16 protein-coding genes are annotated in these 15,872 nt (G+C 47.4%); 14 read left to right on the top strand and 2 right to left on the bottom strand.

Translation table 11 applies throughout. The annotated features are described in order from the left end of the window. Positions 1-30: 30 nt before the first annotated feature. Entirely contained in the window at positions 31-444 is a 414-nt protein-coding gene (locus N5C46_RS11555) for a pyridoxamine 5'-phosphate oxidase family protein (protein WP_261752215.1), read from the bottom strand. Between the two features lie 87 nt (positions 445-531). On the opposite strand from N5C46_RS11555, the gene cax reads away from it, so the two are divergent. The 4 genes from cax (at position 532) to N5C46_RS11535 (ending at position 5,553) form a co-directional block, all read left to right on the top strand. Next, a complete protein-coding gene (gene cax, locus N5C46_RS11550) occupies positions 532-1,590 on the top strand; it encodes a calcium/proton exchanger (RefSeq protein ID WP_261752214.1) in 1,059 nt (352 codons plus the stop codon). A gap of 126 nt (positions 1,591-1,716) precedes the next feature. Continuing rightward, positions 1,717-4,194, top strand: a complete 2,478-nt coding sequence (locus tag N5C46_RS11545) for a transthyretin-like family protein (protein WP_261752213.1) — start codon at positions 1,717-1,719, stop codon at positions 4,192-4,194. 232 nt (positions 4,195-4,426) lie between these two features. Continuing rightward, entirely contained in the window at positions 4,427-5,269 is an 843-nt protein-coding gene (locus N5C46_RS11540) for a YfkD famly protein (protein ID WP_261752212.1), read from the top strand. A 107-nt stretch (positions 5,270-5,376) separates the two neighbouring features. After that, complete coding sequence (locus N5C46_RS11535) at positions 5,377-5,553, top strand: hypothetical protein (RefSeq protein ID WP_261752211.1); 177 nt, start codon at positions 5,377-5,379, stop codon at positions 5,551-5,553. 240 nt (positions 5,554-5,793) lie between these two features. Here N5C46_RS11535 and yfkAB read toward each other — a convergent pair whose 3' ends face one another. Continuing rightward, positions 5,794-6,921 carry a radical SAM/CxCxxxxC motif protein YfkAB gene (gene yfkAB / locus N5C46_RS11530; protein WP_261752210.1) on the bottom strand — a complete coding sequence of 376 codons (1,128 nt, stop codon included), beginning with the start codon at positions 6,919-6,921 and terminating at the stop codon, positions 5,794-5,796. A gap of 116 nt (positions 6,922-7,037) precedes the next feature. Here yfkAB and N5C46_RS11525 point away from each other — a divergent pair, with 116 nt between their 5' ends. The 10 genes from N5C46_RS11525 to N5C46_RS11480 all read left to right on the top strand — a co-directional run bounded on the left by N5C46_RS11525 (position 7,038) and on the right by N5C46_RS11480 (position 15,683). Further along, entirely contained in the window at positions 7,038-7,220 is a 183-nt protein-coding gene (locus N5C46_RS11525) for an SE1561 family protein (protein WP_034761313.1), read from the top strand. Positions 7,221-7,437: 217 nt separating this feature from the next. Further along, the gene (locus N5C46_RS11520; RefSeq protein ID WP_261752209.1) at positions 7,438-7,884 is read left to right on the top strand and encodes a GNAT family N-acetyltransferase; all 447 of its coding nucleotides are present in this window, start codon (positions 7,438-7,440) and stop codon (positions 7,882-7,884) included. A gap of 84 nt (positions 7,885-7,968) precedes the next feature. Then, complete coding sequence (locus tag N5C46_RS11515; RefSeq protein WP_261752208.1) at positions 7,969-9,525, top strand: fumarate hydratase; 1,557 nt, start codon at positions 7,969-7,971, stop codon at positions 9,523-9,525. 122 nt (positions 9,526-9,647) lie between these two features. Continuing rightward, on the top strand, positions 9,648-10,220 hold the full coding sequence (locus N5C46_RS11510) for a DUF4825 domain-containing protein (protein ID WP_261752207.1): 573 nt from the start codon (positions 9,648-9,650) through the stop codon (positions 10,218-10,220). Between the two features lie 171 nt (positions 10,221-10,391). Further along, entirely contained in the window at positions 10,392-11,165 is a 774-nt protein-coding gene (gene pdaA / locus N5C46_RS11505) for a delta-lactam-biosynthetic de-N-acetylase (protein ID WP_261752206.1), read from the top strand. A 109-nt stretch (positions 11,166-11,274) separates the two neighbouring features. Further along, complete coding sequence (locus N5C46_RS11500) at positions 11,275-12,144, top strand: DNA-3-methyladenine glycosylase family protein (protein ID WP_261752205.1); 870 nt, start codon at positions 11,275-11,277, stop codon at positions 12,142-12,144. 15 nt (positions 12,145-12,159) lie between these two features. Beyond that, the gene (gene rlmD / locus N5C46_RS11495) at positions 12,160-13,560 is read left to right on the top strand and encodes a 23S rRNA (uracil(1939)-C(5))-methyltransferase RlmD (protein ID WP_261752204.1); all 1,401 of its coding nucleotides are present in this window, start codon (positions 12,160-12,162) and stop codon (positions 13,558-13,560) included. A gap of 191 nt (positions 13,561-13,751) precedes the next feature. Continuing rightward, positions 13,752-14,873, top strand: coding sequence for an NADH-dependent flavin oxidoreductase (locus N5C46_RS11490; protein ID WP_261752202.1), 1,122 nt, complete (start codon positions 13,752-13,754; stop codon positions 14,871-14,873). A 180-nt stretch (positions 14,874-15,053) separates the two neighbouring features. Next, a complete protein-coding gene (locus N5C46_RS11485) occupies positions 15,054-15,248 on the top strand; it encodes a helix-turn-helix transcriptional regulator (protein ID WP_219167645.1) in 195 nt (64 codons plus the stop codon). 3 nt (positions 15,249-15,251) lie between these two features. Next, positions 15,252-15,683, top strand: a complete 432-nt coding sequence (locus N5C46_RS11480; RefSeq protein WP_261752201.1) for a hypothetical protein — start codon at positions 15,252-15,254, stop codon at positions 15,681-15,683. Positions 15,684-15,872 lie beyond the last annotated feature (189 nt).

Raw genomic sequence — 15,872 nt, 5'->3', positions numbered from 1 at the left:
CCATTGGAAGGTCCGTCCCTCAAGAAGTCCCTACAGCTCCTGGGGCTCGCTGCCGGGTTTTGAGTAGTAGAGGATGGTTTTGGGAGTGAGTTTGAGGAGCAGGTATTCGGGATCATCGGGGCTTGCGATCCAGTGTTTGAGCTCCTCTTTCCAGAATTTCGCTTTCAGTTCCTGTGAGTCTTCGACGGACGCCTCAGCTTCGATTTCTACATAATGTTCATGATCGGAATCGCGGTCATAGCCGAGGAGGATGTGCACATGCGGGTTCTGTGCAATGTCTTCCGCCTTATGGGCATGTTCGTTGGTTGCTGTATACAGAGTAAGATCGTCGTGATCGAACATCATAAACCGTGAGTACGGTTTGTTGTCACGGATGGTGGCAAGGGTACCGATTTTATGATGGGAAAACAGCTCTGTTATTTTATCTTTCAAGGTTTGTGCCATAGATATTCCTCCTAATTGGGTTCTATCTATAATGTGTCTAAACAGGCCTGTTTTAACCAAATTTATTATAAAGGATGGGTCATAAAAGTGAATAAAGTATTTACGCTGCTTGTATTTGCAGGGGTCCCGGTTTCGGTGATCGGTTCCCTGCTTCATTGGCCTAGTGTCATTATGTTCGTCATTTATTGCGTCACGATCATTGCCTTAGCTGCGTTTATGGGCAGGGCGACGGAAAGCCTGGCGGTTGTGTCGGGTCCACGTATTGGCGGACTTCTGAATGCCACCTTCGGGAACGCCGTAGAACTGATCATCTCCATTTTTGCGCTGAAAGCCGGTTTGATCGGGGTCGTACTGGCTTCCCTGACCGGGTCCGTCCTCGGGAATCTACTCCTGGTTGCAGGATTGTCCTTCTTTGTCGGAGGCGTGAAGTTCAAGCGTCAAAAGTTCAACGTGTTCGATGCACGCCATAACTCAGGGCTCCTCATGTTCGCCATCATTGTGGCCTTCGTGATTCCGGAAGTGTTCTCCATGGATATGAATGAAGGGAGGACGATGAGCCTTTCCATCGGGATATCGATCATTTTGATCCTCCTTTATCTATTCGCCCTGTTCTTCAAACTCGTGACGCACCGCGGTGTGTACCAGAGTGAGAACAGCGAAGGAGCCCACGAACATGATGAGGAACCGGAATGGAGCAAGGGAAAAGCGTTACTCATCCTCGCTCTCTCTACTGTTGCCGTCGCCTATGTATCTGAACGCCTTGTCCATACGTTTGAAGAAGTAGGGGAAGCGTTCGGTTGGAGCGAGCTCTTCATCGGGGTCATCATCGTCGCGATCGTAGGGAATGCGGCGGAGCACGCGTCAGCCGTGATCATGGCGTATAAAAACAAGATGGATATCGCTGTTGAGATTGCTGTAGGGTCCACCCTGCAGGTCGCCATGTTCGTCGCACCAGTGCTCGTGCTGGTTTCATTATTTTTTGAAAAAAGCATGTCACTCGTGTTTACGTTACCGGAACTGGTGGCAATGGTCTCAGCGGTCCTGCTCACAGTGATCATCTCAAATGATGGGGAAACGAATTGGTTTGAAGGATTGACTCTTCTGGCAGCTTACGTCATCATGGGGATCGGATTTTATTTACTATAGTTGTCAAGAAAAGACCCGGCAGGATTTCTGCCGGGTCTTTTTACTTGGAAAATCAATTCCGTGAGAACCGCCTACTCATTCTTGAATAAGATAACAGGAGAGTTTTTGTGTAAAGGAATGAGTAGCGTGAGAAAAAAGAAAAAACCGACGAACGGTAAAGTCATTGATTGCAAAATCGATTTACCTCCGAGAGGATGTCCAGGGATTTTTCCTTTTGAAGGATGCACGAATCCAACCATCCAACTTGATGATATCGGCATCATCAGTTGCGAGGGCATCATCAGCGGAAGGGTCCTGTGCGATTATCAGCCCCTTCAGGGAGTGACGGTTACGCTAAAATCCTCGTTTCCGGGTCTCGTCTTTGAGGATCCCACACCGGTCACGGACAGCACGGGCCGGTTTTCCACGAGGGTGACCGTGCCACTCGGGACTCCGATTACACCGAATGTCACGATCACAGCAACGGCGGTCGTGATCGGAAAGACCATCAGTGATACGATTTTTGTCAGGGTGGATTGCATCCGATGTAAATACCCAGTGCTTACACTCGAGCCGGTTCCTTGTCCGGTCGGCTGCAAGGGTACACAGATCAGAGGCAGACTTGTTTGCGACGGTCAGGCAATAGGGAGTGCAGCCATATCGTTTATCATCGAATCCGCCTCCAACCGTGTCGTCATCACCCCAAATCCCGCGATTACAAAGAGTGACGGGAGATACACGGCGACACTGGTCCCTTTTCCCGATGTGGATGAAACGATCCGCATCACGGCCGTGACAAAGATCGGCGGATTGAAGGTGGTTTCGAAAACGAGGGAAGTGGCTGTGCGATGTGTGAAATGTAAGAATCCGGAGATCAAGCTGAACAAGTTGAAGAAGATCGACTGCCGATCAACCATTTCAGGGAAAGTCACATGTGATGGTGTCCCGCAGGCGAATGTTCCGGTCACATTATCAGGTTCATCCATTCTAATGTTCCAGACACCGAATCCCGTCACGGATGAGAACGGAAGATTTTCATCCATTGTCACCGTGAAGAAAGGGACGCCGTTTCAGACCGCTTCTTATACAGCAACAGCCGTGATCGATGGAAAGACCATCAGTGCCACGGATACCGTAATTGCAGGATGTAAAAAGTGCCGCAATCCTAAGTTGACCCTTGAAGTTCCATGCGATACCGTCACATGCGAAGGAACGAAATTGACGGGAAGGCTGACATGCGACGGAGTGCCTGTTAAGCATGGCAGGATTTCGTTTACGGTCACGGCTTCTGAGCCGGATGCAGTGGAGATCGATCCGAATCCGGCATTTACCGATGAAGAAGGCAGGTATGTCACCGAGCTCTGCCCACGACTCGGAGTCCATGAAACGATCATCATAAAAGCGTCGGCCACCGTGGAAGGGGAGCAGGTTGTCGCGTCCCGGGAGGTCAACATCGATTGTCGATGCAAGCATCCAAAGATTCATATCAAAGAGAACAAAAAGCTGAATTGTAAGGGGATCATTTCAGGATGTCTTTCCTGTGAAGGATTTCCACTGGCGAATAAAGAGGTTTCGTTTTCAAGTCCAGTGTTAAGCTTTAAGCCAGAGGTTGTCACTACTGATGAGAACGGGGAATTTTCAACCCTTGCCTTCGTTCCTCCGAATACCCCATTCAGGGAGGTCCCATTTACGGCGACGGCTGTGGTAGGTGGAAAAGCGGTTTCGGAGATGGTGTTCGTCTATGCCGGGTGCCTCATATGCGAAAAGCCTAAGCTGACATTATGTGTACCGGATTGTGTAGAATGCGAAGGAGCCGCGATTACCGGGAAATTCACCTGCAATGGAAGGCCTGTCGCCAATGTGGGGATCAAGCTGAATATCACCCCTGAGGTTGCTAGCATCACCCCCGATAAAATCAAAACGAATGCAAAAGGGGAATATGAAGCGGTGCTTACCCCGGATTCACATGTATCCGGAGAAGCTGTGGTTCAGGCAATTGCCTTGATCGAAGGAAAGGAAATAATCGTTGAGGAGAAAATCATCAACATTCATTGCACCTGCCCTCACCCAAAGGACGACCTGGATGAAATGGAACCAATCGACTGCTGTGAAGAAAGTAGCGGGGATGGTGAGTGTGTGAGCAATGCCCGGGACGAAGGGGAAGTCGAATCGAACCCGCCACTTCCTGAAAAAAGAGCGGATGATGACATAAGCCGTTCAAATGACTTCACACTGATTTCAAATGGAGAAGCTGACATCATTCCTGCAGAAACGGAAAGCATTTCAATTGAACCAAAGGAACATGTGAAGCCAAGTGTATCCCTGAATGTTCCGGTGATTGTAAGCTGCAAGGGAGGGTGCCTCACGGGGAAAGTTCAGTGTGAAGACATGAAACACATCGAAGTATATTTCGAAGTATTGGAAGAACATTTGAAAAGTATTATCAAACCGAATCCTGCGATTCCCGATGAAGACGGGAATTATTCCGCAGACATCATCCCAAAACACGGTATGACCGAGTGCATCACAATCCGGGCATTCATCTTTTGGAAGGGAAAGAGGATCGTTTCCCATCCGGGTTGCACGATTCTTGCATGTTCTTCTAAAAATAAGGATGACGATTAAAAAAGCCATGGAATCTTAGGAGATTCCATGGCTTTTTTTAGGGAATGCAGGAATGATCGGAAACGCCGATTTGCTTTGTAGGAGAAGCTCGGACGTCCCCGCTTCAATAATGCTAGTATAAAATAATATTTGAATTTTGTAAATATTCTTTCTAAAGAAGTTTTTTGGATAAGCTTCACCTTCTAGGAAAAACTAACGGCAAACCCTTATATGCTTGAAAGGAGTCAAATACATGAAATTAATGCGCACTGCTCTTATGGTCATACTCGCATTTTTCGTTGCAACTACAGGGATTCACGCCCAAACCAGTCCTAAGAAGGAAAGTAAGCCAAAAACGGAGAAAGCTCCGGAGTCCACTAAGGATTCTAGCGTAAAGATCCCAAACTCAGTTCTTGATATCGCCAAGGAAAATACGTATCCAAATTCTACACAGGATCAGCCTTATCTGCAACCGAGCGAGTGGAGTCAGGAGCTGATCGAAACCTCCAATGTGAGGATTGAAAACCCGAACCTGATCCGTATTCTGAACGAGTCCACGGTCAATAAAGCACCGACGATCGGACTTCGAGCCACCATCTATCTTGGGGAATGGCCACTGAACTATGCATCAACGGAAACCTCCCCGAACTGGGAGTATCAAAAGGTCAACACGAATTACTTTGATAACCGCGGAGGAAAATCCAACTATCAAATTCACTACCTCCAGGAAGCACAGAAGGTCGTAAAGGGTGGACTCACGGCAAAGGTTCCCCATGCAGATGATGTGGAGAAAATGATGCTCATCAAAGCCATGGATAAATCCAAGCTGCCACTCGCCTTCCAAACCATCGTGGGGGCAGGCACAAAAAAAGATCAAGTGTACAACATCTCCCCTAAACGACTGGGCTATCTATATGCATATGCACCAGCCATCAATGAAAAAGGGAAAGTGACCTATGGGGAAGTGTACCTCGTCATGAAAGGTACAAAGCGCTCCATTGTCGTCAAAAACGTGACTTCTCAAGGAGTCGGAGCCTGGATTCCAGTTCAGGATCACGTCCACTTCGGATTCATGGCAAGCGAATCTCCAAGATAAAAGTTTAAGAAAGGGTGAAATCGGGTAAATCCTAATTTCACTCTTTTATTATTTCTGGTCATATGTTATAATAATTAGAATATTCTGAATTAAAAGGAGGGAATCACATGGAGTATCTATTACTATTCGGCGGACTACTGGTGGCATTCATCACACTTCGCGTATGGTTCGGCGCCAGAAGAGCGAGAATCTATGCAGAAATCAAGAAACAAAAATACAACGTCATGGACCCGGCACTCGAAAAAATCACCACCCCAAACAGCGACCGCAAGCCCATAGGATAAAAAGCACTTCGGATGTACATCCGTGGTGTTTTTTTTTGTGGGTTGGAGGGACGGACCCTAGTGTTGGATGGGGAAAAGGCGTTATATAAAGGTTTTAGCGGTGGAATGGAGGGACGGACCTTCAATGGCGGTTCTTCACTATTCGGAATGTCAAAGTAGGAATACTTAACTCCACGCTCCTGGCACTGAATTCATCTAAAAAAGCCCAAATCCATACAGATTTGAGCTTTCACCTTCATTTTATCGGGAAATCTTCGCTTCACGCTTTGAAAAGTCTACATCCTTGTAGTACATCGACTTCACGAGTACATTCGGTCCGAGGCAGCGGGCCATGGGACAGTGGCAGTTCAGTTCTTTTGCGAGAGGCTGACCTTTCCACTTTTCAAAGATATCGGGCAGTGTATCTTTGGTGATATTCCCGAGTGGCGGCGTATCCCCGAAGTCGGTGACGATGACATCGCCGGTGAAAATATTCACGTTGAGACGGGAACGGCCGTCGGGATCATTCCTTACGCTCACTTTTTTCGCAGCATACAGCTCCTTCAGAAAATCCAAGTCTTCCTGTGAAGAGCTGCATGGATAAAATGGAAGAGTGCCGAATAGCATCCACACATTCTCGTCGCGGAACCTAAGGATATCCCGGATCGCTTCACGTGTTTCTTCCAATGATAGAGTCTCAAGGCTTGATGCAAAGTCGGAAGGATACATAGGATGAATTTCATGACGTCCGCATTTCATTTCATCGACAACCTGGCGATGGATCTTTTCCAGGTACGGCAGGGTGTTTTTATTTAACATCGTTTCCGCCGAGACAAGGACCCCGCGTTCTGAAAGGGCACGGCTGTTTTCGATCATGCGGTCAAATAGCTTCCGGCGCTGCTCCCTCGTTGGCTTCCGTTCCATATTGGCAAAGCCGACATCGATGAATTCATCGATCGTTCCCCAGTTATGGGAGATGTGCAGGACATCGAGGTACGGGGCGATCATCAAGTAGCGGTCAAGGTCCAGGGTGAGATTCGAGTTAATCTGGGTATGTACGCCCCTGGAATGTGCATACTTGAGTAATGGAAGTACATAGTGTTCTACGGATTTCTTGGACATCATCGGCTCCCCACCGGTAATACTAAGGGAACGGAGCGTTTTGATATCGTCCAGTTTCCCTAGGATTAGTTCAATGGGCAGGGCACTCGGGTCCTTCGGCGACAATGTATATCCGACGGCGCAGTGCTCGCATCTCATATTGCAGAGGGTCGTGGTCGTGAATTCGATATTGGAAAGCGTAATATCACCATGCTCATCCACATCTAAATAAGCCTCCCAAGGATCATGGTCAATCGACATTTTCTTGGAGAGAGTATCAGTTTTCATTTTGTAAAAGCTCCTTTATGATTCGGTCATCTATCCATTATTGAGAAAGGGCCAGCCCTTGTCAATCGCAAAGTTATTGGTTACCATAGTAAACGTATTGAAAGGAGAGAGAACTCTTGGGTAAAGCTATCAATGATAAAGACTCACAAGTAAGCTATTTGAAACAACGACTGAACCTGTTCGTGGACGTGCTGGATTCAATCGACCCGGAACAAGCGGACATTGACGATATCGATCGCCTGATCGCCATGATCGATGACATAGAAGTGAAATGCGAACAATTTAAGAAAAGCGAGTAGGAGTCCTTTGTGGGGCTCTTATTTTTTTGAGGGACGGACCTTGGTGTGGGAAGTCGGTATTTGTCGTTTTTCTCATAACGGTCGATAAATCCCCATAACGGTTGATACCTCCATCTTTCATCCTATGTCCTGTATAAGACAGGAATGCACAAGCAGGATTTTCCTATCAACATGTCTAACTTTAATACAAAACCATCTATTAAAGGAGCGACACCCCATGATCATCACACCCATCGAAGTACACCAAAGCGAGCAGGCAAAAGAGGTGATCCTCTCCGGATTCCTTGAACGGTTCGGATTCATCGATCACGCGCTGAACCCGGATATTCATGATATTTCCACAGAGTATGACGGCACGCAGCATCATTTTTTTGTAGGGAAAGAGAATGAGAACATCATCTGTACCGGAGCGATCCGGAAAAAATCAGAAGACACCTATGAGATTGTCCGGATGTCAGTGCTGGCCCCATACAGGAAACGCGGACTCGGCCGCATCATGCTCGAGAATCTCCAAGACAAAGCACGATCCCTTGGCGCACGCAGACTCGTCCTCGAAACAAACAAACAATGGGCGGACGCCATCACATTTTATAAAAATAACGGGTTTATTTATATGGAAGAAGACGATGTTTCGTGTTATTTCGAGAAGGAAATTCCATTGTGAAATCCCTTTCAATCTCAATCTTATAGGAGTATAATGATGTATGAAAATTACGACTGTTATTGAGATCTTTAGAGGGGGAGAACGATGAATAAAGAGACATTACAGCAAAGTATGTACGATTTGATTGTGGAGACGTCTACGAATCTGCCTAAGGATGTGCGGCGTGCGATCCGCTCGGCGAAAGCCCGTGAGAACGCAGGGACCCGTGCGGCGATGAGCCTGGACACCATTTCAAACAACGTAAAGATGGCGGATGACAATGTATCCCCGATCTGTCAGGATACAGGTCTTCCAACTTTTAAAATAAAAACACCGGTCGGCGTGAATCAGCTTGAAATCAAAGAAGCGATCTATGCGGCCATGGTACAGGCAACGAAGGATGGAAAGCTCCGTCCGAACTCTGTTGATTCTTTGACGGGTGCCAACTCAGGAGACAATCTTGGTCTTGGGACGCCTGTCATCAAATTCGAACAGTGGGAAAAGGATTATATCGATGCGCGCCTGATCTTAAAGGGCGGCGGTTGTGAAAATAAAAACATCCAGTACAGCCTTCCGTGTGAACTTGAAGGACTTGGCCGTGCCGGGCGCGACCTTGACGGAATCCGTAAATGTGTGATGCATTCGGTGTATCAGGCTCAGGGGCAGGGCTGTAGCGCCGGGTTCATCGGCGTCGGAATCGGCGGAGACCGTTCTTCCGGGTATGACCTTGCGAAAGAGCAACTATTCCGTTCCGTCGATGACGTGAATCCGAATGAAGATCTTCGGAAACTGGAAGAGTATGTGATGGACAATGCGAACGAGCTTGGAATCGGCACGATGGGATTCGGCGGGGAAACGACGCTTCTAGGATGTAAAGTGGGCGTCATGAACCGGATTCCTGCAAGCTTCTTCGTATCTGTTGCCTATAACTGCTGGGCATTCCGTCGTCTGGGCGTGAAGCTTGACGCAACAACTGGCGGAGTCGATGAGTGGTTCTATCAGGAAGGCGATAAGATCGACCTCACAGAAAGGTCAGTTGCTGAGCTTGAAACGGCAGCGGCAACTTCTGGTGAACAGCCAAATGTGGTGGTCCTTGAAGCCCCGATCACGGAAGAAAAAATCCGTGAGCTGAAAGTGGGAGACGTCGTTCACATCAACGGCCGCATGTACACAGGCCGTGACGCGATCCACAAGCATCTGAGCGAAAACGATGCACCGGTTGATCTCGACGGACAAATCATCTATCACTGTGGCCCCGTCATGCTGAAGGATGATGAAGGCAACTGGCACGTGAAAGCGGCAGGCCCTACAACGTCCATCCGCGAAGAGCCTTATCAAGGCGATATCATGAAGCGCTTCGGTATCCGTGCCGTCATCGGTAAAGGCGGAATGGGTCCGAAAACCCTTGCCGCTCTGAAGGATCATGGCGGAGTGTACCTGAATGCCATCGGTGGAGCGGCTCAGTATTACGCAGACTGCATCAAAGGTGTAGACGGTGTCGACCTGATGCAGTTCGGTATCCCGGAAGCGATGTGGCATTTGAATGTAGAAGGTTTCACAGCCGTTGTGACAATGGATTCACACGGAAACAGCCTTCACGCGGAAGTCGACAAATCTTCTTTGGAGAAGCTGGCTCAGTTCAAGGAAAAGGTTTTTAAATAAGAAAATGGTACCATCCCGTACGTGCGGGGTGGTTTTTTTATTGGTTATATATGTTAAAATCAGGATGAAACTTTAACGAGCGTTCATTCGTATATCATACAAACAGGAGTTGGAGGGCGAGTATGATTTTTAATAAATTATTTGGCATGTTGCTACTTACGTTGATGATTTTCTTAACAGGATGTGCAGCCAATCCTGAAAAAGAAGCGGATATTACGTCCATTGACGATGTGAGTGTGGATACATTGAAAGAAAATAGCGGAACCTATGTAGGAGATAACTCGAAAGTACAGGCGATCCTGCAAGAGCTGCCCGGTGCTGAAACGATCAAGGAAATCGATCTGTCCGGTGAAATGGTGAAGGTGACATACGGCTATGAGGAAGAAGGGAAGTTGTCTGAAAGCGATGTGAATGAATACTGGTTTGACGGCAGCAACGTCAATCGGAAGAACTTTTACTACAACGCCATCTACCTGACGCTTCTTATACCGAATGCGAAAGAATATCACTTCACCGTCGACGAATCGATGGTTTCGGTCTCCAGGGATAAAATGGTCGCAGGTTTATCCAAAGAATTCAGCGACTTCCCGAAAGGCGACGACATCTGGGACAGAAAAACTGTCTCCACCTTCATCGAAGAACACGAAGGCAAACTGACCGAAATGGCAACGAAGTATCAGACGTTTTTTGAGTAGAGGGACGGACCTTGGATGGTAATCGTCAAAAGTGCAGCAACAAATACCGCAACAAAACGAAAAGAGACACGATCCACCACATCAACACCCATTTCTGGATACTATTAGTACACATGAATCCTTCCACTTCTCAAAAACTAAAGGAAACGGAAGTGAAAGAAGGGTTCAATATTGCGAAAATCACTAAAAGTGTTAATCATAGCGGCAATCTTAGTATTGCTCATACCCGCCGAGGCTTATGCAGTATCCAATAATCCAATCGGCTGGGGATTCAAAAAGAGTCAAAATGAAGAGCAGCCGGAAGCGGGAGCAGCGTATGACCAGCTCCTCGATAAGTACGATGCCTTCTATAAAGGCTCACCGGATAAAAAAGTACTCTACGTCACATTCGACAACGGGTATGAAAATGGCTATACAGAAAAGATTCTCAATGTACTGAAGCAGGAAAAAGTACCGGCCACCTTCTTCGTGACCGGTCATTATTTGCTCAGTGCCGAGGATCTCGTCAAGCGTATGGTGAAAGAGGGACATATCATCGGAAACCATTCCTGGCATCACCCTGACTTCACGGCAAGCTCCGATCAGAAGATCCGGGAAGAGCTCGAAAAAGTGAAAGTGAAAACAAAAGAATTGACCGGGCAGAAAGAAATGAAGTATCTGCGTCCGCCAAGAGGGGTCTTCTCTGAACGCACGCTTCAGATCGCGAAAGAAGAAGGCTACACCCACGTATTCTGGTCACTAGCGTTCATCGATTGGAAGACCGACCAGCAAAAAGGATGGAAGTATTCCTATGACAACATCATGGCCCAGGCTCACCCCGGTGCCATCATCCTCCTGCACTCCGTCTCCAAAGACAACGCAGACGCACTCGAAAAAGCCATCCAGGACCTCAAAAAACGGGGCTACACATTCAAAAGCCTTGATGAGCATCCGATGATGAAATAAGAGAGGGACGGACCTTCATTCCTAGGACTTGGTCCTAGGAATGAAGGTCCGTCCCTCTTCCGTTTATGCTATAATACACATACAAGTTTTGTGCGGAAGGGTGAGGAGTATGGCAAGCAGGAATGTTAAGGTTGAAGGTCCGTATGATTTTGACCGCGTGCTGGACAGGCTGGCGCTTGATCCGTTGAATGCAGTGGATCAGGAGAACCGAAGCGTGAAGGTCCCGTATTATCATGGCGGGGAAAATGGTGAGGTCATCGAGATTCAGGCAACGGGAACAACGGATGAGCCGGAATTCATGATCACGTTTGAAAATGAAGAAAATATGGAAGCGAAACAAAACCGAATTTCAGACATTTTCCAATGGCAAACCGGTCTCCATGACATGCACGCGCATTTCCTGGAAACCGACCTGAAGCCGATCTTTGAGGAGCATATCGGAACACCGCTCGTCCTGGAGTTCGATCCCTTCGCAACCATCGTCAAAAGCATCATCCATCAGCAGCTGAATCTGAAGTTCGCCTTCACCCTGACCCATCGATTCGTCACCACATATGGCTGGGAAAAGGATGGCGTCTGGTTCTACCCGTCACCGGAAAAAGTAGCGGGACTCACAGTGGAAGAACTCAGGGGTCTCCAATTCAGTCAGCGGAAAGCGGAATATGTGATCGGTATTGGAGAGAAGGTGTCAAGTGGGGAACTGGACCTGAATCAACTGGCGGAACAAACAGACGAAGAGGTTATCAAGGAGCTCACGAAAATCCGCGGCATCGGTCCCTGGACGGCCCAGAGCTTCCTCTTATTCGGACTCGGACGACCGAACCTGTTCCCGAAAGCGGACATCGGCATCCAAAACGCCATCAAACAATTATTCCAAATGGAACAGAAGCCGACCATGGACGAGCTGGATGAATTCAGCGCAGCCTGGCACCCTTATTTAAGCTATGCATCACTGTATTTATGGAGAAGTATTGAATAGAACGGACGTGAACCAATGAAAAAGCAATATGCAAAAAAGCCGCAACATAATGATGTGAAAATCGAGCTGAAACAACAGTTTCCTCTGACCATAAAGAAAATCGGCATCAACGGGGAAGGAGTCGGTTTCTTCAAGCGTAAAATCGTCTTCGTGCCGGGAGCCCTGGCAGGGGAAGAAGTGGTCGTCGAAGTGACCAAGGTCCACCCGAAATTCACCGAAGCCCGTATCAAAAAGATCCGTAAGAAGTCACCACAGCGTGTGAAAGCGCCATGCCCGGTCTATGAGCTATGCGGAGGCTGCCAGCTTCAGCATCTGTCTTACGAAGGGCAGCTAGATGCCAAACGCGACATCCTTCTTCAATCCCTTGAGCGCCACACGAAGCTGAAGCTTGAAGACATGGATATCCGTCCGACCATCGGCATGGATAACCCGTGGCACTACCGGAACAAAAGCCAGTTCCAGGTCGGGACGCAAAACGGCAAGGCCATTGCAGGCTTGTACAGCATGAATTCAAACAAGCTGATCGACATCGATGAGTGCATCGTGCAACACCCGCTCACGAATAAAGTGACCAACGAAATCAAGCGGATCATCAACGACTTCAACATCCCTGTTTTTGATGATAAAAAGAAAAAGCCGATCCTGAAAACGATCGTCACGCGTGTCGGGTTTGAAACAGGGGAAGTTCAGGTTGTACTTGTGACGTCTGAGAAAAAGATTCCCCGTAAGGAATTGCTCATTTCGGAAATCCAGAAACGTCTTCCGGAAGTCGTTTCCATCGCCCAGAACATCAATCCCCAGAAAACGGCCCTCGTCTTCGGGGACGAAACGATTCATCTGTCCGGAAAAGAAAGCATCGAAGAACGTCTGGAAGAGTTCACTTACGAACTGTCCGCACGTGCCTTCTTCCAGCTGAATCCGATCCAGACGGGCAAGCTGTATAACGAAGCGAAGAAAGCCGCAGCCCTTACTGGTGAAGAAAGAGTCGTCGATGCCTACTGTGGAGTCGGGACGATCGGATTGTGGCTAGCAGATGGAGCGAAAGAAATCCGCGGAATGGACGTCATCAAGGAAGGAATCGATGATGCGAAGAAGAACGCGAAGAAATTCGGAGTCGAGCATGCCGAATACTTTGTCGGCGGTGCTGAAACCCTTATGCCAAAATGGAAAAACGAAGGCTGGCGTCCCGATGTCGTCGTGGTCGACCCGCCGAGGACCGGCTGTGACAATAAGCTTCTGGATACGCTGAAAGAAGTGAAACCGAAGACGTTCGTGTATGTATCGTGCAACCCGTCGACCCTTGCGAAGGATATCGACTATTTGAAGAAGCAGTACCGTGTCGAGTATTTGCAGCCGGTGGATATGTTCCCGCAGACGGCGCATGTGGAGGTTGTCGCGAAGCTGGTACTTAAGTGAAAAAAAGATTCACTGTGACACCCTCTATTTTACTGGTTACGATCACACTTTAAAGCAAATACTAGGGCATCCCTCCATCATCGAGGGATGCCCATTTTTGATCATACCGGCACATCCTTCAAGCAGATGACTGTTCAAATAGTTAAACATCTATTAAGATTTCCTTTGAACAACCACAAGGAGGCAAAATCATGAACAACAAATATAAAGAGTTAGTATCTCCCTATACATTTAAAAACGGAGTCGAATTAAAGAACCGCATCATCATGGCACCGATGACGAACTTTTCGTCAGATGAAGAAGGTAACGTAACGGATGCTGAGGTTACGTACTATGCGAGACGTTCCAAGGACGTCAGTATGGTGATTACGGCCTGCACATACGTAACACCTGATGGGAAGGGGTTCCCCGGTGAGTTTGGCGGGGATTCCGATGAAATGATTCCAAGCCTGGAACGATTGGCGAAAGGAATCAAGGATCAAGGCGCTAAAGCGGTCCTCCAGATTTTCCACGGGGGTGTACAATGCCCACCTGACCTGGTTCCTGATGGGGATGTTGTCAGTGCCAGTGACGTAATGGGTGAAAATGGAGAGAAGAAAGCGAGAGGCTTATCGGAAGCAGAGATCGAGAATATCATCGAAGCGTTCGGTGAGACGACCCGCCGCGCGATTGAAGCAGGCTATGATGGTGTCGAGATTCACGGAGCGAACGGCTACTTGATCCATCAATTCTTCTCCCCGATGACCAATCAGAGACAAGACCGTTTTGGCGGCAGCCTTGAAAATCGCATGACGTTCCCACTTGCCATTGTGGACAAAGTAAAGAGTGTGGTTGCGGAGCATGCGGATCCATCTTTCCTCGTTGGATACCGTTTCTCACCTGAGGAGCCGGAAGACAATGGATTCACAATGGGGGATACCCTTACCCTCGTGGATGCACTGGCAGATAAGGATCTTGATTACCTTCATGTATCCCTGTTCGATTTCTTCTCGAAGCCAAGAAAGGGCGTGGAGGATCTCGAGAAAACAAGAATGGACTATCTGTTGGAAACGATCGGAGACCGCGCGCCATTAATCGGGGTAGGTTCAATCTACTCTGCAGACGATGCCCATAAAGCGTTCGCGTCAGGCGTCCCGTTACTGGCTCTAGGCCGCGAACTCATCATCGATCCTGATTGGCTGAAAAAAATCAAAGAAGGAAAAGAAGATGAAATCGTGACGGAAATCGACAAAGGAAAGCAGGAAGAATTGGTCGTTCCTGATCCGTTATGGAATGCGATTGTGAACACTCCTGGCTGGTTCCCTGGAGTATAAGATTTCGATCAAGCATATTTTTTATAAGAAAATGGCGTGCCATCTGACACGTCATTTTCTTTTTTTTATGAATGGATGCCAACTGAATAAAATCCGCACAAAACAGATTACAAAATGTCATTTATAATTGACATTTTGTAATCTGTTTAATAGTATATATATGGAAGGAGATGAATTTCCTTGAAAAATAAACGGATGAAGATAGCCCGCGTTGAATCTGATGTATCTCAAGAACAATTGGCAAGGATTGTCGGAGTGACCAGGCAAACCATTAATTTAATCGAAGCAGGTAAATACAACCCTAGTCTGAAACTATGTATTGACATTAGCAAAGCACTGAATAAGACGTTAAATGATTTATTCTGGGAGGAATGAAGAATGAGTGCTGAAAAAATTGTGAAAGAAATCAAATTGACCATTCTTGTATCGTTGCTTGTCAGCATGGCCCTTTTAGTCACGTGGTTCATTTTCGAAATATCGGATATTCCATTCGCCAACAAATCCCTCTTAGCCCTATCCCTCATTTCTTCTAGCGCAGCCCTGGCTTCTTTCCTAAAACTATTGAAAATAAAAAAGGATCCTAATGTGATGGTGTCCGAGACGGATGAACGATTGGTGGCAGAGAAGAATGAAGCCGATTCGAAAGCCCTGAAGTTACTTCAAGGTGTTATGTTTTTATCGTATTTGGGATACACATTTATCATTCCAGAGGATATCTTCAAAGCGACCGGCTGGTGGATCTCGTTGGGGACCCTGCTTTTATCCTTGTTCGCTCCATTGATGTTTCGACGTATCACGAAAGAAATGTAAGTGAATCAGATGGTATTCCTTATAGTCACGTGGAAGTAATGACTTGAAGAGAGGTGGAGGTAAAAATGGCAAAGGGTATGTTTTTACTCATTATTGTATTAACCGTAGTCATTATTATAAGAAGAAAAAAGAAATAAATCTTCAAAAAATGGCGTAGTCATATGACCACGCCATTTTCTCTTTCATTGC

Source organism: Rossellomorea vietnamensis (genome assembly GCF_025398035.1).
GTDB lineage: Bacteria > Bacillota > Bacilli > Bacillales > Bacillaceae_B > Rossellomorea > Rossellomorea vietnamensis_B.
Note: the sequence above shows the minus strand (reverse complement) of the source record. Positions and strands in the feature narration are given on the sequence as shown.

Bases quoted from the DNA above. Each gene is read 5' to 3' on its own strand.
- N5C46_RS11555 (WP_261752215.1), bottom strand. From the start codon at position 444: ATGGCACAAACCTTGAAAGATAAAATAACAGAGCTGTTTTCCCATCAT.
- N5C46_RS11540 (WP_261752212.1), top strand. From the start codon at position 4,427: ATGAAATTAATGCGCACTGCTCTTATGGTCATACTCGCATTTTTCGTT.
- N5C46_RS11535 (WP_261752211.1), top strand. From the start codon at position 5,377: ATGGAGTATCTATTACTATTCGGCGGACTACTGGTGGCATTCATCACA.
- yfkAB (WP_261752210.1), bottom strand. From the start codon at position 6,921: ATGAAAACTGATACTCTCTCCAAGAAAATGTCGATTGACCATGATCCT.
- N5C46_RS11520 (WP_261752209.1), top strand. From the start codon at position 7,438: ATGATCATCACACCCATCGAAGTACACCAAAGCGAGCAGGCAAAAGAG.
- N5C46_RS11515 (WP_261752208.1), top strand. From the start codon at position 7,969: ATGAATAAAGAGACATTACAGCAAAGTATGTACGATTTGATTGTGGAG.
- N5C46_RS11510 (WP_261752207.1), top strand. From the start codon at position 9,648: ATGATTTTTAATAAATTATTTGGCATGTTGCTACTTACGTTGATGATT.
- N5C46_RS11500 (WP_261752205.1), top strand. From the start codon at position 11,275: ATGGCAAGCAGGAATGTTAAGGTTGAAGGTCCGTATGATTTTGACCGC.
- rlmD (WP_261752204.1), top strand. From the start codon at position 12,160: ATGAAAAAGCAATATGCAAAAAAGCCGCAACATAATGATGTGAAAATC.
- N5C46_RS11490 (WP_261752202.1), top strand. From the start codon at position 13,752: ATGAACAACAAATATAAAGAGTTAGTATCTCCCTATACATTTAAAAAC.
- N5C46_RS11480 (WP_261752201.1), top strand. From the start codon at position 15,252: ATGAGTGCTGAAAAAATTGTGAAAGAAATCAAATTGACCATTCTTGTA.